The organism is Nonomuraea aurantiaca (genome assembly GCF_020215705.1).
Classification (GTDB): Bacteria; Actinomycetota; Actinomycetes; order Streptosporangiales; family Streptosporangiaceae; genus Nonomuraea; species Nonomuraea aurantiaca.
Genome location: NZ_JAIWNB010000027.1, coordinates 118,803 through 138,476, shown reverse-complemented (window position 1 = coordinate 138,476; position 19,674 = coordinate 118,803). Strand labels below are relative to the sequence as shown.

Annotated in this window: 21 protein-coding genes and 1 pseudogene; 11 read left to right on the top strand and 11 right to left on the bottom strand. The window is 68.2% G+C overall.

The genetic code is table 11. From position 1 onward, the window contains the following. Nucleotides 1-260: 260 nt before the first annotated feature. Nucleotides 261-500 (bottom strand): GntR family transcriptional regulator, encoded by a 240-nt coding sequence (locus LDL49_RS43975; protein ID WP_225300869.1) that lies wholly within the window; start codon nt 498-500, stop codon nt 261-263. A gap of 180 nt (nt 501-680) precedes the next feature. Here LDL49_RS43975 and LDL49_RS43970 point away from each other — a divergent pair, with 180 nt between their 5' ends. The 4 genes from LDL49_RS43970 (at nt 681) to LDL49_RS43955 (ending at nt 4,228) form a co-directional block, all read left to right on the top strand. After that, nucleotides 681-863 (top strand): hypothetical protein, encoded by a 183-nt coding sequence (locus LDL49_RS43970; RefSeq protein ID WP_225290038.1) that lies wholly within the window; start codon nt 681-683, stop codon nt 861-863. A 503-nt stretch (nt 864-1,366) separates the two neighbouring features. Beyond that, the gene (locus LDL49_RS43965; RefSeq protein WP_225300868.1) at nt 1,367-1,672 is read left to right on the top strand and encodes a hypothetical protein; all 306 of its coding nucleotides are present in this window, start codon (nt 1,367-1,369) and stop codon (nt 1,670-1,672) included. Between the two features lie 446 nt (nt 1,673-2,118). Next, nucleotides 2,119-2,832 carry an AraC family transcriptional regulator gene (locus LDL49_RS43960; RefSeq protein ID WP_225300867.1) on the top strand — a complete coding sequence of 238 codons (714 nt, stop codon included), beginning with the start codon at nt 2,119-2,121 and terminating at the stop codon, nt 2,830-2,832. Nucleotides 2,833-3,055: 223 nt separating this feature from the next. Continuing rightward, the gene (locus LDL49_RS43955) at nt 3,056-4,228 is read left to right on the top strand and encodes a 4-hydroxybenzoate 3-monooxygenase (protein WP_225300866.1); all 1,173 of its coding nucleotides are present in this window, start codon (nt 3,056-3,058) and stop codon (nt 4,226-4,228) included. Between the two features lie 38 nt (nt 4,229-4,266). Here the strand turns inward: LDL49_RS43955 and hutI are convergent, their stop codons facing one another. The 6 genes from hutI to LDL49_RS43925 form a co-directional block, all read right to left on the bottom strand. After that, complete coding sequence (gene hutI / locus LDL49_RS43950) at nt 4,267-5,454, bottom strand: imidazolonepropionase (RefSeq protein WP_225300865.1); 1,188 nt, start codon at nt 5,452-5,454, stop codon at nt 4,267-4,269. Beyond that, complete coding sequence (locus tag LDL49_RS43945) at nt 5,451-6,830, bottom strand: formimidoylglutamate deiminase (protein WP_308016265.1); 1,380 nt, start codon at nt 6,828-6,830, stop codon at nt 5,451-5,453. The genes hutI and LDL49_RS43945 overlap by 4 nt, the downstream gene beginning before the upstream one ends. After that, on the bottom strand, nt 6,827-7,978 hold the full coding sequence (locus LDL49_RS43940; protein ID WP_225300877.1) for an allantoate amidohydrolase: 1,152 nt from the start codon (nt 7,976-7,978) through the stop codon (nt 6,827-6,829). Before LDL49_RS43940 ends, LDL49_RS43945 begins: the two co-directional genes overlap by 4 nt. A 29-nt stretch (nt 7,979-8,007) precedes the next feature. Next, nucleotides 8,008-9,681: a urocanate hydratase gene (hutU, locus tag LDL49_RS43935; RefSeq protein ID WP_225300864.1), complete on the bottom strand. Its 1,674-nt coding sequence runs from the start codon at nt 9,679-9,681 to the stop codon at nt 8,008-8,010. A 69-nt stretch (nt 9,682-9,750) separates the two neighbouring features. After that, nucleotides 9,751-10,611 carry a MurR/RpiR family transcriptional regulator gene (locus LDL49_RS43930; protein ID WP_225300863.1) on the bottom strand — a complete coding sequence of 287 codons (861 nt, stop codon included), beginning with the start codon at nt 10,609-10,611 and terminating at the stop codon, nt 9,751-9,753. Nucleotides 10,612-10,625: 14 nt separating this feature from the next. Then, nucleotides 10,626-12,119: an aromatic amino acid ammonia-lyase gene (locus LDL49_RS43925; protein ID WP_225300862.1), complete on the bottom strand. Its 1,494-nt coding sequence runs from the start codon at nt 12,117-12,119 to the stop codon at nt 10,626-10,628. Nucleotides 12,120-12,220: 101 nt separating this feature from the next. Between LDL49_RS43925 and LDL49_RS43920 the strand changes: the two genes are divergently transcribed. From LDL49_RS43920 to LDL49_RS43905, 4 genes are read left to right on the top strand one after another with little or no spacing between them, the layout of a single operon-like run. Next, complete coding sequence (locus LDL49_RS43920; RefSeq protein WP_225300861.1) at nt 12,221-13,309, top strand: ABC transporter ATP-binding protein; 1,089 nt, start codon at nt 12,221-12,223, stop codon at nt 13,307-13,309. After that, nucleotides 13,306-13,953: an ABC transporter permease gene (locus tag LDL49_RS43915; RefSeq protein ID WP_225300860.1), complete on the top strand. Its 648-nt coding sequence runs from the start codon at nt 13,306-13,308 to the stop codon at nt 13,951-13,953. The genes LDL49_RS43920 and LDL49_RS43915 overlap by 4 nt, the downstream gene beginning before the upstream one ends. Further along, entirely contained in the window at nt 13,950-14,612 is a 663-nt protein-coding gene (locus LDL49_RS43910; RefSeq protein ID WP_308016264.1) for an ABC transporter permease, read from the top strand. Before LDL49_RS43915 ends, LDL49_RS43910 begins: the two co-directional genes overlap by 4 nt. Nucleotides 14,613-14,625: 13 nt before the next feature. Beyond that, on the top strand, nt 14,626-15,558 hold the full coding sequence (locus LDL49_RS43905) for an ABC transporter substrate-binding protein (RefSeq protein ID WP_225300859.1): 933 nt from the start codon (nt 14,626-14,628) through the stop codon (nt 15,556-15,558). Nucleotides 15,559-15,703: 145 nt separating this feature from the next. Here LDL49_RS43905 and LDL49_RS43900 read toward each other — a convergent pair whose 3' ends face one another. From LDL49_RS43900 to LDL49_RS43890, 3 genes are read right to left on the bottom strand one after another with little or no spacing between them, the layout of a single operon-like run. Further along, a complete protein-coding gene (locus LDL49_RS43900) occupies nt 15,704-16,129 on the bottom strand; it encodes a PIN domain-containing protein (protein WP_225300858.1) in 426 nt (141 codons plus the stop codon). Then, the gene (locus LDL49_RS43895; protein WP_225300857.1) at nt 16,126-16,404 is read right to left on the bottom strand and encodes a ribbon-helix-helix domain-containing protein; all 279 of its coding nucleotides are present in this window, start codon (nt 16,402-16,404) and stop codon (nt 16,126-16,128) included. The genes LDL49_RS43900 and LDL49_RS43895 overlap by 4 nt, the downstream gene beginning before the upstream one ends. A 42-nt stretch (nt 16,405-16,446) precedes the next feature. Next, the gene (locus LDL49_RS43890; RefSeq protein WP_225300856.1) at nt 16,447-16,950 is read right to left on the bottom strand and encodes a hypothetical protein; all 504 of its coding nucleotides are present in this window, start codon (nt 16,948-16,950) and stop codon (nt 16,447-16,449) included. Nucleotides 16,951-17,402: 452 nt separating this feature from the next. Here LDL49_RS43890 and LDL49_RS43885 point away from each other — a divergent pair. Further along, nucleotides 17,403-17,669 (top strand): annotated as a pseudogene (locus LDL49_RS43885) (sigma factor); the annotation flags it as partial. Between the two features lie 82 nt (nt 17,670-17,751). After that, nucleotides 17,752-18,549, top strand: a complete 798-nt coding sequence (locus tag LDL49_RS43880; RefSeq protein ID WP_225300855.1) for a hypothetical protein — start codon at nt 17,752-17,754, stop codon at nt 18,547-18,549. Here LDL49_RS43880 and LDL49_RS43875 read toward each other — a convergent pair. Next, nucleotides 18,537-18,962 (bottom strand): MerR family transcriptional regulator, encoded by a 426-nt coding sequence (locus LDL49_RS43875; protein WP_225300854.1) that lies wholly within the window; start codon nt 18,960-18,962, stop codon nt 18,537-18,539. The two genes, LDL49_RS43880 and LDL49_RS43875, sit on opposite strands and share 13 nt — an antisense overlap. A gap of 105 nt (nt 18,963-19,067) precedes the next feature. Between LDL49_RS43875 and LDL49_RS43870 the strand changes: the two genes are divergently transcribed. After that, nucleotides 19,068-19,673, top strand: a complete 606-nt coding sequence (locus tag LDL49_RS43870; RefSeq protein WP_225300853.1) for a class I SAM-dependent methyltransferase — start codon at nt 19,068-19,070, stop codon at nt 19,671-19,673. Nucleotide 19,674 lies beyond the last annotated feature (1 nt).

The following is a 19,674-nucleotide window of genomic DNA, read 5'->3' as shown; positions in this document are numbered from 1 at the left end:
CATCTGCTCGGCCCGGTGCAACCGGCGGATCTCCGCCCAGTCTTCCACCTTGATCACCCTCCAGAGTGACTGAAGGGGGTCAGTTTTCACCCGTCGCCACGGGGTCAGTTTTCACCCGTCGTCGACAGCACTCGCTCCGCGCATGGCTCTTCAGTGTCCAACTCGAACGGCCCTACGTACCTCTGGGCCTTCATCCCGGAGCCACGGGCGACATTCAGGTGCTTGAAGTCCCTCGCCTGGGGGCATCAGGGCTGCTCAGATCAGCTCTCATGGGGCGCAACGAAGGTTCCGCGGCCCTGGATCGCGATGACGAAGCCCTCTTCGCGCAAGATGCCGATGGCCTTTCTGACGGTGTCGCGGCCCACTTCGTGCTCGTGCATCAACCTCTGCTCGGTCGGGATCGGCCGGTTGGGCGGGAGTGTGCCGTCCGCGATCTGTGTCCGCAGCAGGTCGGCGAGCTGGCGATAGAGCGGTACCGGCCCCTCATGGTCGATCGTCATGAACATAGACCGTAAATGTCCGCATCCGTGGCCCATCACTCGCCCACATTCGCGATCAGGGGCAGACGTTTGCAGACGTTTGCTTTAGCCTGGGCACTGCAAACCTTCAAGGGAGTCGGGCCCGTCCTCGCGACCCAAACGCCAAGACGGGCCCTTGATCGGACAGCGGAGGTCCGACCCATGGGTAACCCAATCACAGACCTACGATTCAGGTCCCGCCTGACAGCCGAGATCCAAGCCGTACTCGAGAAGCACGGCTACCGACTGCCTCCAGGCGGCGATCACATCCGCGAACTCGTCATGGCTCGCGTCGACATCGCGCTCAAGAACCTCGTCGAGATCTTCGAGGGGCGGACTTGGTGACATGGCGGGATGACATCCCCGACTTCCATGGTCCGCACGTCGCATCGCCCCAGTCCGGTCATGTCAAGCTGACCTGGTACGAGCCGACCCAGCGGGCTCAGCGTATCCGCGTGGTCTCACACACCTGCGAGTGTCGCCGGGTGACGTACGAACTGTGCGCCGCCGCCGGCCAGGGCTTTGTCCGCCGTACGGACCGAGAGAAGGGCACCGTCCGCGAAACCGCGTGGACGTCGACCGCAGTCGCCAAACGTACCTTCGATCAGATCCTCCAAGGCGAGGCCCGGTGAGAGCAGCGCGGCGGACGCTTCCCTGGGCTCGTCCGCCGCGTCTGCGGAAACGAAGTGCGGGTCCTTGATCGGGACCAATCAGGAATTCGTGCTCAGGGGCGCAATCCGCCTCGCGGGCTTGAAGGTCGAGTCCCGCCCCCTCTGTCAAGCGTGCACCGTACCGCTGACCCGTCTTCGCCATAGCGAGGGTCCTGATCCACCTGGACTCTCACCGGCATGGTGCGGCACATCGAAGGACCGAAGGAGCCAGAAGAGATGACGCCTTTCACGGTGACCATCGCCGGTGATGAACGATTCGACGGAGAGGCGCCCTACACCTGGGTTGTGGAGGCATCCGATGTGATGAGCGCCATGAACAAGGCCATGGTCTACCACGCGCTTTCGCAAGAGCAGAGATTGTGTGACCTGGAAATCGATCCTCTGCACACGTTCGAGGGCCTGCCCCCTGAGAAGTGCGGATATTACTGGAACGACCTACGGCTTGCTGCTCTCGAAGCGGACGGCGCCGATGGACGAGAGTGAGTGCATGATCAGGTCATTGCCTCAATGGTGAGGATGCCTTCTGCGGACGGTTGTTGCGTGTTGTCCTTGGCCACCGACGCCAGCAGAGTGGGGAGTTCGTCGGTCATGAACGTGTCGAAGACGTGCCGGACTGGTCGTACCCGGACTGCTCCAAGTACTGGACGTCGTCCCCGCCCAGTGAGATGGACATGACGTGAGGGCTGATCTGCTCGCTGGCTTGGACGGTCAGCGACAGCATCCGCCGCCTGCGCGGTCGCTGTATTCGGGCAGCCATCATCAGCGTTCTCTCGGCTGCGCGCCCCGACCGTCAACGCTCATGGGGCAACTGTCGACTTCACCGTATCCGCCGAGCCATCGGTAAACTTATGGATGATGCCGCAAAAGACCGCCAACCTTCGATGATGCTCTCAGAATCAGAAGAAGCGACTCTTCAAGGAGCGGCGTGGTTGCCGCCCGGTTACCAGCTCGACCCTCACTCGCACTCCCAAGGGCAGCTTGTGTACGCGGCTGCCGGTGCGCTCGCCACCGCGACGGAGCGCGGGACCTGGGTCGCCCCGGCCAACCGTGTCACGTGGACGCCGCCACGATTCACCCACTCCCATCGCTTCTACGGCCGGACCGACGTCCGCGTCCTCGCCGTCCCGGTCGACCTGTGCGGCGAGCTCGTGGACCACCCCAGCGTCTTCGCGGTGAGCCCACTCCTACGCGAGGCGCTCCTGGCGCTGACCGACAAGCCGGAAAGGCGGCACGGCGCGCACAAGCGACTGCTCACCGTGGTCGTGGATGAGCTCGCCGACGCCGCTGAGCGCTCCCTGCACCTGCCCGAACCCGGTGATGACCGGCTGCGCGCCGCCACCGCTCTCCTGCGTGAGGATCCCGCCCGGCTCGCCACTCTGACGGAGCTGGGGCGAACAGTAGGGGCGAGCGAACGCACCCTGAGCCGCCTGTTTCACACAGAACTCGGCATGAGCTTCCATCGCTGGCGCACCACTTTGCGCATCCATCACGCGCTGGCTCACCTCACCGATGGCATGTCCGTCACCGAGACCGCGGTGGCGTGCGGCTGGTCCAACCCCTCCAGCTTCATCGACGCCTTCACCGAGGTCGTCGGCCAGACCCCCGGCCGCTATCAGGCAGACCTGCGCAAGGACAGAACGTAGCCGCCCACTGCCTCAGCGCCCGGAGGCGTCTTTAGGACCTCTCGCTCCACAAGGTTGGCGGCTTTCCGGCATCTGCTGTCCAATCACCGGTGGTCGCAGGCCGAGGTGCACTCCAAAGTGGTGTCTCATACGCCGCACCATCCGGGCGGCACCGTCGTTCGTGCCCCGGCGCGTTCGACCACCGCTCTCGACCACCGCTCTAAGCACGGAGACTCGAACACATATGACTGAGACACGCGAAAACACGGCCGTAGTCATCGTCGGGGCCGGCGTCGCCGGCCTGACGCTCGGCAACTTGCTGCTGCGCAACGGCATCGACTGCATCGTGCTGGAAAAGCATCCACGCGCCTACGTTGAGCAGCGTCAGCGCGCCGGGACCATTGACACCTTCGGGGTGCGCATGTTCCGCGAGTGGGGACTGCAAGAGGTGCTGGAGGGCGACCCCATCTCCCACGGTGCGGGCGGCTTCTACATCGACGGAGAAGTGCTGCCGATCGACATGGACGACGACGACAACGAAAGCCTCTACTGCCCCCAGCAGGTCCTCGTCCGCAATCTCACGGATGTCTTCCTGCGCGACGGCGGAGACCTCCGCTACGAAGCCGCCGACGTGTCCTTGGAGGATGTCACCGGCGAGCGCTCCCTCGTCCGCTACCAGGGTGCCGACGGCACGGCAAAGGTCATCGACTGCGACTTCGTCGCCGGCTGCGACGGCTTCCACGGAGTGAGCCGACGCGCCATCCCCGCCTCCGCGCTGACCGAGTACTCCCACGAGTACAGGTACTCCTGGCTCAGCGTCCTGGCCGCGGTTCCGACGAACCCGTCCGGCATGGCGATCCATTCGCTCGGCCTTGCCGGCATGATCCCCCGGGGCCCGCACGCCAGCCGCATCTACCTTCAGTGCTCGATCGAGGACACGCCCGAGCAGTGGCCGGACGAGCGCATCTGGAGCGAACTGGAGGCCCGCTTCGCGACCCCCGTGCCGACCGGCAAGATCCTCGACAAGCGGATCGTGCCGCTGCGCAGTGTGGTGTTCGACCCGATGAGCTACGGCAAGCTCTACCTGCTCGGAGACGCTGCCCACATCGTTCCGCCGATGAGCGCAAAGGGAATCCACCTCGCCCTCCACGACACCGAGGTCTTCGCCCGCGCCGTCATCCGCCAGGTCAAGGAAGGCGACCCCAGCCTCCTCGACAGCTACTCGGAGACCTGCCTGCCCCACATCTGGAACTACCAGGCGTTCGCGACCTGGATCAACGACACCATGCACAACGCCGGCTTCACCGGCTACGAGGGCGAGTTCCGCAAGCAGGTCGCCCGAGCAGAACTGCAACGGCAGTTCACCTCGGACGCGGCGAACAAGCTCTTCAGCGAATTCATGGCCGGAACCAACTAGGGAGATCGCTGGCGCCGGGTGGCGAGGTACGGGACGCGTTAGGACACCACTTGGCGGCCGCGCTGCCAGACGGCGGAAATGAGCGGTACGCCGGGTCGATAAGCCAGATGGACGTGGGAGGGAGCGTCCAGCAGCATCAGGCCGGCGCGTGCGCCCACAACTATCCGGCCCACGTCGTCGCGCCGCAGCGCCCGCGCACCGCCCAGCGTCGCCGCCCATACCGCCTCGTCGGGCGTCATGCCCATCTCCCGAACCGCCAGGGCCACACAGAACGGCATGCTGGTGGTGAAGCTGGAACCAGGGTTGCAGTCGGTCGACAGTGCCACCGTCACGCCCGCGTCCAGGAGGCGGCGGGCGTCCGGGTACGGAGCTCTGGTGGAGAACTCGGCCCCCGGCAGCAGGGTCGCGACCGTGGTCCCGGAGGCCAGGGCGTCCACGTCCGCGTCGGTGAGGTGGGTGCAGTGATCGGCGGAGGCGGCGTCCAGTTCGACGGCGAGTTGGACGCCTGGTCCGTGGCTGAGCTGGTTGGCATGGATCCTAGGCACGAGGCCGCGCTTGATGCCGCTCTCCAGTACGGCCCGCGCCTGGTCGCCGTCGAACGCCCCTCGCTCGCAGAAGACGTCCACCCATCGAGCATGGGGAGCGCAGGCGTCCAGCATCGCCCCTGTCACCAGCTCCACGTACGCATCGGGGTCGTGCTCGGCCGGTACGACGTGCGCGCCGAGGTAGGTCACCTCGTCGGTGTGCTCTGCGGCGATGCGTAGCAGGCGGGCCTCGTCCTCGACGGTGAGGCCGTAACCTGATTTGCACTCGATGACCGTGGTGCCCTGGCGCAACGCCTCGCGCACCAGGCGGGCTACCCCGGCCGACAGCTCCTCATCGCTCGCCGCGCGGGTGGCCGCCACGGTCGTGCGGATCCCGCCTGCGGTGTAGGGCAGGCCGCGCATCCGCGCGTCGAACTCGGCCGTCCGGTCCCCCGCGAAGACCAGGTGGGCGTGGGAGTCGACGAAACCGGGGAGCATGGCCCGGCCGCCGGCGTCGTACATCCGATCCGCCGCCGGAGCCCGCGAAGCCGGCCCCACCCAGGCGATCTCCTCGCCGGAGTCGCCCGAGGCGCCGGAGACGACGACGGCGGCGTCCGTGATGAGCCCGAGCGGGCCCTCACCCAGCAGGGGATCGTTGGTGACCAGCGTGGAGATGCCAGTGATCAGGATGCTTCTCATCATGCCGCCAACCGCGCGAGAGCCTGTCGCAGCGCGCCCGCGACGTCGGGAACGAGCTGGTGCACACCGCGCCGTACGATCACTCGGCCACCTGCGACAACGTCGCTGACGTCGGCGGAGGTGGCCGCGAAGATGGCGGTCTCCGCACCGTGCAGCGGACCCGCGGTCCGGACCGAGTCGAGGGAGATCGTGACGAGGTCGGCGAGCGCGCCAGCCTTCAGCGTGCCCGCCTCCGGCCAGCCCAGGGACGCGTGGCCGTCGGCGGTGGCGGCCCGTAGGAGCGCGTCCGCCGTCCAGTGGCCGCGGCGGCGGGTACGCAACCGCTCGTTCAGCTCCATGGCTCGAGCCTCCTCGAACAGGTCGATGACAGCCTGGCTGTCGCTGCCGAGCGACAGCGGCGATCCCGCGGCCTGCACCTCACGAGCGGGTCCGATGCCGTCAGCGAGGTCGCGCTCGGTCGTGGGGCACATGCACACCGTGGTGGCGGAGCCACCGAGCAGCGCGATGTCCTGCGAGGTCAGGTGGGTGGCGTGCACGGCGGTGGTACGCGGCCCGAGCAGCCCGTGGTCGGCGAGCAGTCGCGTAGGCGTGACGCCGTACGCCGCCAGGCAGCCCTCATTCTCGGCGGGCTGCTCGGACACGTGCGCGTGGATCGGGGCGTTCCGCTGCGCCGCCCAGGCACCGACCACCTCGAGCTGGTCGGCGGGTACGGCTCGGACCGAGTGGACGGCCGCGCCGACGCGGGCGTGATCGCGCTCCTTCAGCCCGCCGACCCGCTCGGCCCATGCCTCCCCTGAGCCGTCGCTGAATCTGAGCTGGGTCTCGTCCGGTGGCGCGCCGAATCCCGATGAGAGGTAGCAGGTGTCGAGCAGGGTGATCCGGATGCCGGCCTGGGCGGCCGCCTCGATGAGCGCCTCTCCCATCGCGTTCGGGTCGTCGTAGGCGACGCCTCCGGGAGCGTGATGGAGGTAGTGGAACTCGCCGACGCAGGTGATCCCCGCGAGGGCCATCTCGGCGTAGACCGCCCGCGCCAGCTCCAGGTACTCGTCGGGGGTGAGGGCCGCCGCGACCCGGTACATGGTCTCGCGCCAGGTCCAGAAGGTGCCGCCGCCGAGCTGCGTGGCCCCGCGCAACGCCCGGTGGAAGGCGTGCGAATGGGCATTGGCCAGTCCGGGGATGACCAGGCCGTCCAGCACTACGGCATCGCCGGGAGCGCTGTCCGCTTGAAGGGAGACGATCCGGCCCGCCGCGACGTCGATGAGGACCCCGGACTCCAGCGTGCCGGACCCCGCTGTGCCGGACCCCAACCCGCCGGACTCCAACGCGCCGACCCCCAACGCGCCAGTCCACGCATACCTCGCCCAGAACCGGCCGTTCACAGCAGGTCCTCCAGAACGCTGGCCAAGGCGGTCACGCCTGCGAGGCAGTCGGCCTCCTCGGCGTGTTCCGCCGGGGAGTGCGAGACACCGGTCGGGTTCCGTACGAAGAGCATGGCCGTGGGAACGGCAGAGGCGAGAATGCCCGCATCGTGCCCCGCCCCGGTCGGCAGAACAGGAACCCCGCCGAGCCGCGCGGCCAGGCGGTCCCTGAGCGGCCGGTCGAATTCGACCACCGGGGTGAACGACTCGCGGGTGACCTCCGCCCCCGACTGCTCAATGATCTCTTTCACGAGCATGTCGAGAGTGTCGGAGTCAGCAGCACGCGAGTCCAGCCAGGCAGTCACCCGGGAGGCGATGGCGTTGGTGCCGTTGGGCTCGACGGAGATCTTCCCGAAGGTGGCCAGCGCCCCGGCGAGCCTGGCCTGCTCGCGCGCGTTCAGAACCGTGGCGGCATAGGCCAGCATCGGATCCCGGCGATCCTCCAGCCGGGTGGTGCCCGCGTGATTGGCCTCTCCGTGGAAATCGAAGCGCCAACGCCCGTGCGGCCAGATCGCCGACGCGACACCCACCGGCGCATCACCCAGGTTCCGGCCCTGCTCGACGTGGAGCTCGACGTAGGCGCCGATGCGCCCTAGCCGATCGTCATCGCGACCGATCGCAAAGGGGTCGTGCCCTGCGCGCTCCATCGCGTCGCCAAGCAGCACGCCATCCTGATCCCTGAGAGCCCGCGCATGACCCGGCTCCAGAACCCCCGCCATCAGCCGAGATCCAACGCAGGCCACGCCGAACCTGGCACCCTCCTCATCGCCGAAGTTGACGATCGCGAGCGGGCGGCCACCGGTGGCGGTGCCCCGCTCCCGAAGCGCATCCAGGGCCGCAAAAGCCGACACGACGCCAAGCGGCCCGTCGTACGCTCCCCCGTCAGGCACCGAGTCCAGATGGGAGCCGGTGACGATGGCGTCCCCCGCCGCGGGGTCGCCGTACCAGGCCCACTGGTTGCCGTTCCTGTCGACCTCGTAGGTCAAGCCTCTCTTCAGCGCCTGCTCCCTGAACCAGGCCCGGCATTCGCCGTCGGCCGTGGTCCAGGCGTGGCGGCGATAGCCGCCGGTCGCCTCATATCGGCCGACCGGCAGGAGCTCACGCCACATCCCCCGAAAATTTTCCTCGACCTGATCGATCACGCCGAGTCGCCCTCACGCATCGGGATCCGCACGCCACGCTCCTGCGCGACCTCGTTGGCCCGGTCGTACCCGGCGTCGACATGCCGGATAACCCCCATACCCGGATCGTTGGTGAGCACCCGACGGATCTTCTCGCCGGCCAGAGCGGTCCCGTCGGCAACCGTGACCTGCCCGGCGTGAATGGACCGGCCGATGCCAACACCCCCACCGTGGTGGATGGACACCCACGACGCGCCGGAAGCCACATTCACCATGGCATTCAGCAGCGGCCAGTCGGCGATGGCGTCGGAGCCGTCGAGCATGGCCTCGGTCTCCCGGTACGGCGAGGCGACGCTGCCGCAGTCGAGGTGGTCACGGCCGATGGCCAGCGGAGCGGAGATCTCGCCACGGGCCACCATGTCGTTGAACCGGTCGCCGGCCTTGTCCCGCTCGCCGTAGCCGAGCCAGCAGATGCGCGCGGGCAGGCCCTGGAAGTGGACCCGCTCCCCCGCCAGCCGGATCCAGCGGGCCAGGGACTCGTTCTCCGGGAACAGATCCAGGATCGCCTGGTCCGTCTTGGCGATGTCCTGGGCGTCGCCCGACAGCGCCGCCCAGCGGAACGGCCCCTTGCCCTCGCTGAACAGCGGCCGGATGTAGGCGGGGACAAAACCGGGGAAGTCGAAGGCGCGGGTGTATCCGGCCAGCTGGGCCTCACCCCGGATCGAGTTGCCGTAGTCGAACACCTCGGCCCCGGCGTCCTGGAAGCCGACCATCGCCTCCACGTGCCGGGCCATCGAGTGCCGGGCACGCTCAGTGAACCCGACCGGGTCCTTGTCCGCCTCGGCGGCCATGTCCTCGAACGCCACGCCGATCGGGAGGTACATCAGCGGGTCGTGAGCCGACGTCTGGTCCGTGACGATGTCGATCTCAGCACCACGCGCGAGCAGCTCCGGTACGGCTTGCGCCGCGTTGGCGACCACGCCGATGGACAACGGCCGGCGCGCGTCCCGCGCTTCGTAGGCCAGTCGCAGCGCCTCGTCCAGCGACGAAGCCTTGACGTCGAGGTAGCGGTGTTCGATGCGCCGGTCCACGGAGCGCGGGTCGCAGTCGACGCAGATGGCCACCCCGCCGTTCATGGTGACGGCCAGCGGCTGGGCGCCGCCCATGCCGCCCAGCCCGGCGGTCAGGGTGATGGTCCCGGCCAGTGTGCCGCCGAACCTCTTGGCGGCCACGGCAGAGAAGGTCTCGTAGGTGCCCTGGAGGATCCCCTGGGTGCCGATGTAGATCCAGGAGCCGGCCGTCATCTGCCCGTACATGGTCAGCCCGAGCTGCTCCAGCCGCCGGAACTCCGGCCACGTGGCCCAGTCGCCGACCAGGTTGGAGTTGGCGATGAGGACTCGCGGCGCCCATTCGTGCGTGCTCATCACGCCGACCGGGCGGCCCGACTGCACGAGCAGCGTCTCGTCGGCCTTCAACGTGCCGAGCGTGCGGACGATCGCGTCGTAGGAGCGCCAGTCACGGGCCGCCTTGCCGGTGCCGCCGTACACGACGAGCTTGTCGGGATGCTCGGCGACCTCGGGGTCGAGGTTATTCATGAGCATCCGCAGGGCAGCCTCCTGTTGCCACCCTTGGGTGTTGAGCGTCGTGCCACGCGGAGCCCGAACCGGGCGCGGACCGCTGATCTGGTCCATGTTCCTGACCTCCCCCTCGGTGCATCTATTCATGCATCTATATCGAGAATGAATAGATTCAGTCAATAGCTAGCCTGTGAACAAGCCGCGCGATGCCGCCGATTGCTCGAACGCCTCCAGGCGTGCCTGCGCGCCCGGGATCTCGTCGACCATGGTCTCCAGCAGGACCCGGCCGAGCATCATGGGGGCGCATGCCGTGTCGAAGACCAGTTCCGTGCCGACCGGCACGGGCAGCAGCGCGTCGGAGAGGTCGGCCCAGGGCACGAAGGCGTTGTCGGCGATGGTCACCACGCTCAGCCCCACCTTCTTGGCCGCCGACAGGGCCTCCGTCAGCTCGGCGGGGTGGCGGGGCAGGGCGAAGCAGAGCAGGGCGCTCGCCCCGGCGTCGGCCGCCTGTTCGATGCGGTCGGCGAGCATCGAACCGCCCTCGTTGAGCAGGCGCACGTCGGGGTGGACCTTGGCGGCGAAGTAGGCCCAGCCCGCGGCCTGCGCCGCGGCCGCGCGCAGGCCGAGTACGAGCAGCGGCCGGGAGGGTGCCAGCAGCCGGGCGGCCCTGACGATCGCCGTCATGTCCGACAGCGAGTCGGCCAGATGCTGCAGGTTGGCGATCTCGGTGCGCACCGCCCGCTGGGTCTCGCTCAGGACCGCGCCCTCACCCGTCTCGCCCCGGCCCGCCGAGTCGGGCAGGCCGAGCTCGCGGATCTGCTTGCGCAGCGCGGGGTAGCCGTCATACCCGAGGGTCATCGCGAACCGGGTCACCGACGGCTGGCTCACCCCCGCAAGCTCGGCGATCTCCACGCTGGACAGGAAGGCCGCCTGCCCGGCGTGCTGAACCAGGCAGTGCGCGATCCGCCGCTGGGCGGGGGTCAGCCGATGCCCTTCGAACAGCCGGAGCAAGCGGGCCTCCGGCGCGACATCGTCCGTGTTCATGACTCTCCAGGGGTCTACAGATCGGCCAGTGCGTCGAGGAGACCGGCAGCCGCCGAGACGTCCGCCGTGAGCGGCCGGTCCTCCATCGATAGATCAAGATTGTCGTCCACCAGCGCGTACGCACGACCTACCGGCAAGGACGTCGCCTGCTTGACACTGAGCTGCCGCAAGGCGCGGACGGCGGCGACGAGCTCGCAGCCGAGCACCAGCCGGAACGTCTCGACGGCCCGCATGACCTGGCGGGCGGCCTGCGAGGCGAAGCTCGCGGCCTCCTCCACGCTCCGCGACAGTACGGCATGACCGGACGAGGCCGGAGCCGCCGCGTTCCGCAGCTCGGCGAGGGCGGCGTTCGCACTGTATTCGAGGATGAGCACCCCGGAGCCGGCCGACGCCCCACCGGCGAGGAAGGGACGCAGCCCCGTGATGCCCGGCTCGTTCAGCGCCGCCAGCCGCGCCGCGGACAGCCGCGCCGTCGGCAGGAGCGCAAGAGACAGCTGGTCCAGCGCGAGCGCCACGTGAGCCGAGAAGAAGCCCCCGTGATGGTACGACGCCGGCCCGCCGTCCGGGCCTTCCGCGCTGATCAGGGGATTCTCCGCGCCCGCGTTGAGCTCGATGGCCAGCACCCGCTCCAGCGCGTCGGAGGCTTCCAAGGCCGGCCCGTGGATCTGCGGAAAGCAGCGGAAGGCGTACGGGTCCTGGATGCGGCCGGTCGGTGGCGCGGGCCGATCCGGCGCGCCGACGAGCCGGCGGACCTCGGCGGCGACGCGGACGTTGCCCGGATGCGGGCGCGCGGCGTGCACCGGCTCGGCGAAAGCCTCCAGCGAGCCGTCGACGGCGAGCAGGGAGAGAGCGGCCACCACGTGGGCGGCCCTGAGCAGGCGGTCCAGGCTGTGGCGGGCCAGCGACGCCTGTCCCAGGGTGAGGGCGTTGCTACTGATCAGGGCCAGTGCGTCGCCGGTTTCGAGGCTGATCGGCGGTGGCGGGGTGGGACCGCCGTGCCAGGGGTGCTCTCCGGCGAGGGCCAGGCCGAGCTGGGACAGCGCGGCCAGATCGCCGGTGCCCACCGCGCCGTACTCGTTCACCGGCGGGTGCACTCCGGCCTTGAGCGCCGCGGCGAGTCCGCGGACCACCTCGGGACGGAGGCCGGCGTTTCCCACCAGGAGCTGGTTGAGCCGGACGATCATCATCGCCCGGACCTGCCTGGCCGGCAGCAGCGCCCCTATCCCGCCCGCGTGGCTGCGTAGCAGGCGCAGGCCGTGCAGGTCGAAGTCGGCGGGATCGACATCCAGGCTGCGGTTGGCGCCGACGCCGGTGCTGCGCCCGTAGACGCGCCCGGCGGCGACGAGATCGCCCGCCCTGCGCCACGACCGTTCGACCTTGTCGTAGGCGGACAGAGGCACCTCCACGCAGGCCGCACCGTCGGCCAGCAGCGCGACCGTCTCGCTGTCGAGACCATGTCCGACAAGCTCGATCTGTGGGACGGCCACGCCTGCGATTCGAGACGCCACGGTATTCAACTCCCTTTCACCTGCACAAAACCGACTATTGACACATCTTCATTCGTGCATGAGTCTGCATGAATACATGCAGACCGGCAAGGGTGGCGTCTATGATCCGATTCGAGTCAGTCACAAAGAGGTTCGCCAACGGCACGACAGCCGTGGACGACCTCTCCGTGGAGTTCCTCGAAGGAGGCATCACGGTGCTCGTCGGCTCCTCCGGATGCGGCAAGACCACCACGCTCCGGATGATCAACCGGCTGGTCGATCCCACCTCCGGCACGGTCAGCCTGGGCGGGCGTGACGTACGGGAGTTGCCCGCGGCTCAGTTGCGGCGCGGCATCGGATACGTCATCCAGCAGGCGGGCCTGTTTCCGCACCGTACGGTCCTGGACAACATCGCCACCGTGCCGACGCTGCTCGGCTGGGGCCGGCGCAAGGCCCGCGCCAGGGCCGCCGAGCTTCTCGAGGTCGTCGGCCTGGCCGCCGAGTCCGGCAAACGCTATCCCCATCAGCTCTCCGGCGGCCAGCAACAGCGCGTGGGCGTCGCCCGCGCGCTGGCCGCCGACCCGCCCGTCCTGCTCATGGACGAGCCGTTCGGGGCAGTCGACCCGGTGGTCCGGACCCTGCTCCAGGACGAGCTGATCCGGCTGCAGGCCGAACTACGCAAGACCATCGTCTTCGTCACCCACGACATCGACGAAGCCGTACGGCTCGGCGACCGCATCGCGATCTTCCGCACCGGCGGGCACATGGTCCAGATCGCCCCACCCGCCGAACTGCTCGCCCGGCCGGCCGACGACTTCGTCGCCGGATTCCTCGGCGCGGAACGCGGGCTGAAGCTGCTCTCTCTCATCTCACTGCAGGATGTGCCGTACGAGCCGATCGCCGCGGTGCGTACCACCGACACGGCCGCGCAGGCGCGGGCGGAGGCGACGGGGCGCTGGCTGCTCGCGGTCTCCCCCGACGGCAAACCCGCGGGCTGGCTGGACGTACACGCGCTCGACGGGTCCGATTCGATCGGGCAGGCGGCCCTCACCCCGGTGCGCGGCCTGACCGATGCCGACTCGCTGCTCTCGGCGCTCAACGAGACCGTCTCCTCTCCCACCGGGATGGCGGTACGGGTGGACGCGGCAGGCGTGCTGGTCGGGGCCTCCAGAGACGACGTCGTGCACGCCCATCAGCGGAGCCTCGCATGACCATCGAATGGGGCTGGCTCACCACGCACACCGACGACCTGCTGGCGCTCACGCTGGACCACCTGGCGACGGCGGTCCCCGCTGTGCTGCTCGGCCTGCTGATCGCGCTGCCGCTCGCCGTGGTCGCCCACCGGGTCCGTCCGCTCCGCGGACTCCTGCTCGGCATCTCCAACATCATGTTCACGGTGCCGTCGCTGGCCCTGTTCGTCCTGCTGCTGCCGATCACGGGACTGACCAGGACGACCGCGATCGCCGGGCTGACCGTCTACACCCTGGTCGTCCTGCTCCGCAACACCGTCGAGGGGCTCGACAGCGTGCCCGCCAAGGTCCGGGAGGCCTCCCTCGCCATGGGCAGGGGCAGTCTGGGCACGCTGGTGAAAGTCGAGTTCCCGCTCGCCCTACCGGTGATCATGGCTGGGGTCAGGGTGGCCAGCGTCATGACCATCTCCCTGGTCAGCGTGGCCAGCTACATCGGATACGGCGGCATCGGCCAGCTGTTCACCGATGGCTTCCAGCGCAGTTTCCCCACCCCCGTGCTCGCCGGAGTGGTCCTCACGCTGCTGCTCGCGCTGGCCGCCGACGCGGTGCTCGTCGTTGTGCAATGGCTCTGCACCCCCTGGATCCGCAAGGGAGCGCGCGCATGATGGATCTCCTCTCCAAGCTGGTCGCCTGGCTGACCTCCGCCGGCCAGTGGGCCGGTTCGGAAGGCATCGCCCAGCGACTGTTCGAGCACGTGGAGTACTCCCTGCTCTCCACCCTCGTCGCCGCGCTGATCGCCCTGCCCATCGGGTTGTTCATCGGCCACACCGGGCGCGGCGCGTTCCTCGCCATCAACCTCTCGGGCTTCGGCCGTGCCCTCCCGACCGTGGGCATCGTCACCCTGGTCTTCCTGGTCAGCGGCCTGAGCATGACCCCCGTGTACATTTCCCTGGTCGCGCTGGCCATCCCGTCGATCGTGACCAACACCTACGCGGGCATGGCCGCGGTCGAGGCGGACACCAAGGACGCCGCCCGCGGCATGGGGATGACCGGGCTTCAGTCCTTGTGGCGGGTGGAGGTCCCGCTCGCCGCCCCGCTGATCATGACAGGGCTGCGGCTGGCGACCGTACAGGTCATCGCGACCGCCACCATCGCGGCCTATGTCAGTTTCGGCGGCCTCGGCCGGTACATCTTCGACGGCCTCGCCCAGCGCGACCTCACCCAGGTCATGGGCGGCGCCGTCCTCGTCGCGGCGCTCGCCGTGGCCGTGGACCTCATCCTCGCCGGAATCCACCGCGTTCTCTTCCGCCACCGCCTTACTTGATGGAGCCTTCTTCATGAATCGCCGGAACTTCGTCGCGGGCGCGCTCGCGCTCGCCGTACTCCCCGTGCTCGCCGCCTGCGGCGGAGGCACGACCAGCTTGAACACGCCGCCGGCCGCGGGCTCCACCGCCGCGTCCGGGGACTCCACGATCGTGATCGGTACGGCCAACTTCTCCGAGAACCAGATCCTCGGCTACCTCTACGCCGACGTCCTCGAAGCCGCGGGCGTGAAGGCGACGGTCAAGCCCAACCTCGGCTCACGGGAGATCGTCGTGCCCGCGCTGCGGAACGGCGACATCGACCTGCTGCCCGAATACCAGGGCAATCTCCTGCTGCACTTCGACCCCAAGGCCACCGCGAGCGACTCCGACGCCCTGCAGCAGGCGCTCGCCGCCAAGCTGCCGAAGGGACTGACGATCCTGCCGCCGGCGGTCGCCGAGGACGCGGACGTCTTCACCGTCACCAAGGAGACCGCTGCCAAGTACGGCCTCAGCACCCTCGCCGACCTGGCCAAGCACAACGGCAAGCTGACCTTCGGCGGACCCCCGGAGGTCAAGACCCGCCAGGTCGGCGTGGTCGGGCTCAAGGACGTCTACGGTGTCGAGTTCAAGGCGTTCAAGTCCCTTGACGCCAGCGGACCGCTGGTCAAGGGAGCCTTGAAGAGCGGCGGCGTCGATATGGCGAACCTCTTCAGCACCGACGTGGACATCGCGAAGAACGGCTGGGTCGTACTGGCCGACCCGAAGCACCTCATCCCGGCCCAGCGCATCGTCCCGCTGATCCGCACCGACAAGGCCACCGACACGGTCAAAACCGCTCTGGCCAAGCTGAACACCGCGCTGACCACCGAGGAGCTGAGCAAGCTCGATTCGCTCGTGGACAACGACCACAAGGACCCCGACGAGGTCGCCGCCGAGTGGGTCAAGACCCACGGCCTGTCGAGCTGACCCCTCCCACGGCTCGCGCTACCGCGTGGCGCGAGCCGTACAAGCCGCAACCGTGTTGGACATGCCCAGCCCAGAGCTCCAGGGCCGCCTGCTGAAGTACGCACCGCCACTACGGCGAGATGACCCGACCGGGGAGCGTAGAAGGTCATACCTTCTTGACGACGATCGAGTCCGGGACCAGCTTCTCCAGGTCGTCGACGTCCGAGGTGAAGACGGTGACCTGCCCCTTCTGCTGTCGTGCGATGACGGCGAGCACCGCGTCGATCGCGTACTTGTGCCCGTGCAGCTTGGCATCGGTCAGGAGTCGGCGGGCCTGGCGAGCCTCCTCCTTGCCGATGTCGGCGACGTTGAGCCGGGAGAGCACCCAATCCCAGCGTTGCTCGGTAATCCTGCTGTCATACGCCTCGACCACCGTCATCGGAGAGGTCACCACCTCCGCCTGACCCCGGGCCGCGAGGTCGAGCCAGGCGAGCATCCTCCTGTCGCCACGCACGGCCAGGGACAAGGCCTGGCAGTCGAGTACGAAGATCCGCAGCGGCTGCTTCCCCTGCTCACCGCTTCGTTTCCTCACGCAGCCTCTCCTGCGTCGCGCTTGCCGCCGGCGCGGCGGCGCTCATGCTCGGCGTCGAGATCTTCAAGCTCCTCGAGTACTGCCGAACCTTCCTCTTCGGTGACCGGGCCGTATTCTTCCCCCAGCCAGTTCACCAGTTCCAGCAACCGGTCCCGGTCACGCTTGAAGCGCAACGCCTCGGCGACGTACGCGGACAGGCCCCGCTCTGCCGCCTCCGCGCGGATCTCGTCGATGAGTTCCTCGGGGATCGTCACCGTTATCTTCTTGGTCGCCATACAAGAGACCATACTCCAGGTATTGCTCTCCTTACCATGGCCTCAATGGCCGGCGACCACGGTCTTGAGCGCGACGATGGCCAGGCCGAGGATGAGGTTGGCGATTCCGGAGATGACGACGACTCTTCTGGAAGAGCCGGTCTTGACCGCGGCCGTCACGGCCCACATGACCTGGCTCGCCACCGCGACGCACAGCGCCGCCCAAGCCGCGACCGTGTTGGACATGCCCAGCCCAGAGGCCATGGCCGCGGCGATCGACGGCGGGAACGAGGCCTGTGCCAGCGGCCATTCGCGCCTGGCGACCGAGCGCAGGTTCGCCCAGGTGAGGGGTCTGGCGGGATAGCCGGAGCTCACGACCTGGACGTAGACATGGGTGATCCAGAACACCACCCCTGTACACACCAGGAGCGTCACGAGCTCCGGCGGGGACGGCGGGCCGCCCTCCGCGGCGGAGCCGGCGACCACGGAAGCCGCCAGCAGCGAGCCGTACACGGCACCCCCGAACTCCGCCCGCTCCGCCGCCGCACTCGCCTCACGCCCGTTCATGCCAGCAGTGTCCTTGGACGCCCGTCCGATCAGCCGATCGACGGGCCCGGGATATACAGATTTGGCGCAGGGCTGCCCAGGATCAAGCCGACATCTCCCAAGGAGGAGATCAGGCGATCCCGCGAACCGCTACGCCGCGTGACGGTGCTGTCGTCCGTCTGATCGCTGGGATGTACGTACGCCTGGCTGTGTCGTGATGTGTAGGTTGTCGGCGAAGCCGGAAATGGAGACGGCCATCGCGTTGTCCTTCGAGAACATGACCTGGACCGAAGGGAGGCGATGGCCGCACACACAGTGTGACGCTTCACCGGCGGCTCACGAAGCAGAACGAGACAAGTGATCGGGCGAGATTGCCGGCCCATGGAGAACCAGTCCGAACCCCGGCGGAAGCGAACGAAATCTTTCCGACCGTGCAGAAGCAGCGGATCGGCAGGGGTGCGCGTTCATAGACCATGGACAGCGAAATTTTGCGGCTGGGGGAGCCCACAGCGAAGGTGTCCGCTCCCCCAGCCGCATCCCCTGATGCTGAGCTGATCGCCTTCTATCGCCAGCATCGGCTCGGTCTTGTGCGGCTCGCGGCGCTGCTTGTCGGTGACCAAGAGACGGCCGAAGACGTGGTGCAGGACGTGTTCGCCCGGCTTCATGGCAGGTGGCGGCCGGACGTCACGACGATCGCTTATGTCAGGACGTGCGTGCTCAATGGTTCCCGGTCGATCCTTCGCCGCCGGGCGCTCGCGCTGGGCCGCGAAACCGCCGCTCTGAGCCACGGCAAGACCTTCGAGAAGCGGATCTTTCAATCTGGTGGACGAGCTGACCTATCGCGCCCGGTCCAACCTGGGCAAGGCCGCCTTTCGACCGCTGAAGAAAGGCATGTTCTTGATCGGCCGGGTGGTTCCCCTCGGAGACGACTGGCTGATCAGTGGCAATCTCGCGGCCTTCCCCGCGAGTGAACGGAGCGCCCTGCTCACCCAGGCCGCGGAGCTGTCGCTGCGTAGCCCCGAGCTGGTTTTCCGCAACCCGGAGAAGCTTGCCGCCGCCCGGCGCATGCTCGCCGACCAACGAGAGCTCTTCATCGAGCTGTACGGTGACGAACTCATCGTCGTCCCCGTCGACGTGCTGGCCGAGCGGGTGAACGCATTCTGGAACGCCGTCGCAGAAAAGGCAGGCGGCACAGAGAAGGCAAAGGCCGACTTCGATTTCCCCGAAGAGATGGACTACGCCGAGACCGTGGCCATCCACTTCGACCCCGACACGGGACTCAGCTTCTACTTTGACTTCGGGCTGCTTCAGGATGCGTTCGACAACCCGGCTCTGCTCGCCCGCCGACGTTACCGCGAGACCGTGACCAGCTACTTGCGCGATGACAGCGTCTCCCCCGCGGCCATCAGAATTCTCGCCGAACGTGACCCCGAGAAAGCCGGCGTGGTCTTCCAGAAGTTGCTCAAGAAGCGGGGATTCTCCTGGGAGGAGCATGGAGAAGCCCTCCTGCGCAAGCACAAGGCCCGCTACTTCGAGACTCCGCAGCTCCCTACGAACATCCCGGTCAGCGAGACGATGGCGGAGCATTTGCGAAACAACCGGCTAGGTCAGCGCGAATGAATCTGCGAATGAGCCTCTTCGACAGAACACCCCGCCAGGAGCGCCGTGACCCCGCTGACGAAGTTGGCGCACTCCAAGATGTCCTTGTGCGGGCAGGCCAGGCCATGGGCGATGGCGGTGCGTGCCACCTGAGCCTGAGCGATCCGTTGGTCCAGCTCGGCGAGCTTGCGTTCGTACAGCTCCCGCCAACCGTCGCTCGCCGGCGAACGAGACCCGATGAACGCCCTGACCTCCCGCAGCGTGAAACCGACACCTCGCAGCAACAACACCACACCGACCAGCTCGACCGCCGATGGCGGATAACGCCGTTGGCCTGAGACCCGGGCCGGTGCCGGTAGCAGGCCGAGCTCTTCCCAGTAGCGCAGCGCTGAGGTGGCGACGCCGGTGCGGCTCGCCAGCTCGCCGATCGTCAACCGCTCGTCCATGTTGGCCTCAAGAGTCCATGTTGACTTCAAGCGTACTTGAAGCCGTTGACTGCGATCATGCAGACAGCAGCAGGTACATCTCTCAAGCAACGCGTGATCAGATACCTGGTGGGCCAGGCCCATCGCCCCCGAGGCATCGTCGGGTGGGCGAACGGCTGGATGTTCGCTCTCCGCCCCTCCAACCGGAAGCGCAACATCTGGGCCGTGTCGTTGCTCGACGTGCGGCCCACCGACCGGGTGCTCGAGATCGGCTTCGGTCCCGGCATCGCCATCGCCGAGTTCGCCGGCCGCGCCACCCAGGGCCAGGTCTTCGGCGTCGATCACTCGCAGGCCATGGTCCGGCAGGCCACCCGTCGCAACGCCGCCGCCGTCCGCGCCCGCCGCGTGCACCTCACGCAGGCCTCCGTGGAGCGGTTGCCGAGCTTCGGCGATCCGCTCGATGCCATCCTCGCCGTCAACTCCGTGGGGTTCTGGCCCGACCCGGTCGAGCGGCTTCGCGAGCTGCGCCGCCTGCTCCGCCCGGCAGGACGCATCGCGCTCGTCAGCCAGCCCCGCTGCCCCGGTGCCACCCGGGACACCACGGTCCGAGCCGCCCAAGAGCTCCAGGACCTGCTCACCCAGGCCGGCTTCGTCCAGCTCCGGGTCGAGACCCTCGAGCTCGATCCGCCCGTCGCCTGTGTGCTCGCCAACAGTCCATGAA

Excerpts from the sequence above, each read along its gene's own strand:
- LDL49_RS43895 (WP_225300857.1), bottom strand. The coding sequence starts at position 16,404 with ATGGCGACCAAGAAGATAACGGTGACGATCCCCGAGGAACTCATCGAC.
- LDL49_RS43920 (WP_225300861.1), top strand. The coding sequence starts at position 12,221 with ATGATCCGATTCGAGTCAGTCACAAAGAGGTTCGCCAACGGCACGACA.
- hutU (WP_225300864.1), bottom strand. The coding sequence starts at position 9,681 with ATGGACCAGATCAGCGGTCCGCGCCCGGTTCGGGCTCCGCGTGGCACG.
- LDL49_RS43910 (WP_308016264.1), top strand. The coding sequence starts at position 13,950 with ATGATGGATCTCCTCTCCAAGCTGGTCGCCTGGCTGACCTCCGCCGGC.
- LDL49_RS43930 (WP_225300863.1), bottom strand. The coding sequence starts at position 10,611 with ATGAACACGGACGATGTCGCGCCGGAGGCCCGCTTGCTCCGGCTGTTC.
- hutI (WP_225300865.1), bottom strand. The coding sequence starts at position 5,454 with ATGATGAGAAGCATCCTGATCACTGGCATCTCCACGCTGGTCACCAAC.
- LDL49_RS43940 (WP_225300877.1), bottom strand. The coding sequence starts at position 7,978 with ATGTGGCGTGAGCTCCTGCCGGTCGGCCGATATGAGGCGACCGGCGGC.
- LDL49_RS43955 (WP_225300866.1), top strand. The coding sequence starts at position 3,056 with ATGACTGAGACACGCGAAAACACGGCCGTAGTCATCGTCGGGGCCGGC.
- LDL49_RS43975 (WP_225300869.1), bottom strand. The coding sequence starts at position 500 with ATGACGATCGACCATGAGGGGCCGGTACCGCTCTATCGCCAGCTCGCC.
- LDL49_RS43970 (WP_225290038.1), top strand. The coding sequence starts at position 681 with ATGGGTAACCCAATCACAGACCTACGATTCAGGTCCCGCCTGACAGCC.
- LDL49_RS43905 (WP_225300859.1), top strand. The coding sequence starts at position 14,626 with ATGAATCGCCGGAACTTCGTCGCGGGCGCGCTCGCGCTCGCCGTACTC.
- LDL49_RS43965 (WP_225300868.1), top strand. The coding sequence starts at position 1,367 with ATGGTGCGGCACATCGAAGGACCGAAGGAGCCAGAAGAGATGACGCCT.
- LDL49_RS43915 (WP_225300860.1), top strand. The coding sequence starts at position 13,306 with ATGACCATCGAATGGGGCTGGCTCACCACGCACACCGACGACCTGCTG.
- LDL49_RS43890 (WP_225300856.1), bottom strand. The coding sequence starts at position 16,950 with ATGAACGGGCGTGAGGCGAGTGCGGCGGCGGAGCGGGCGGAGTTCGGG.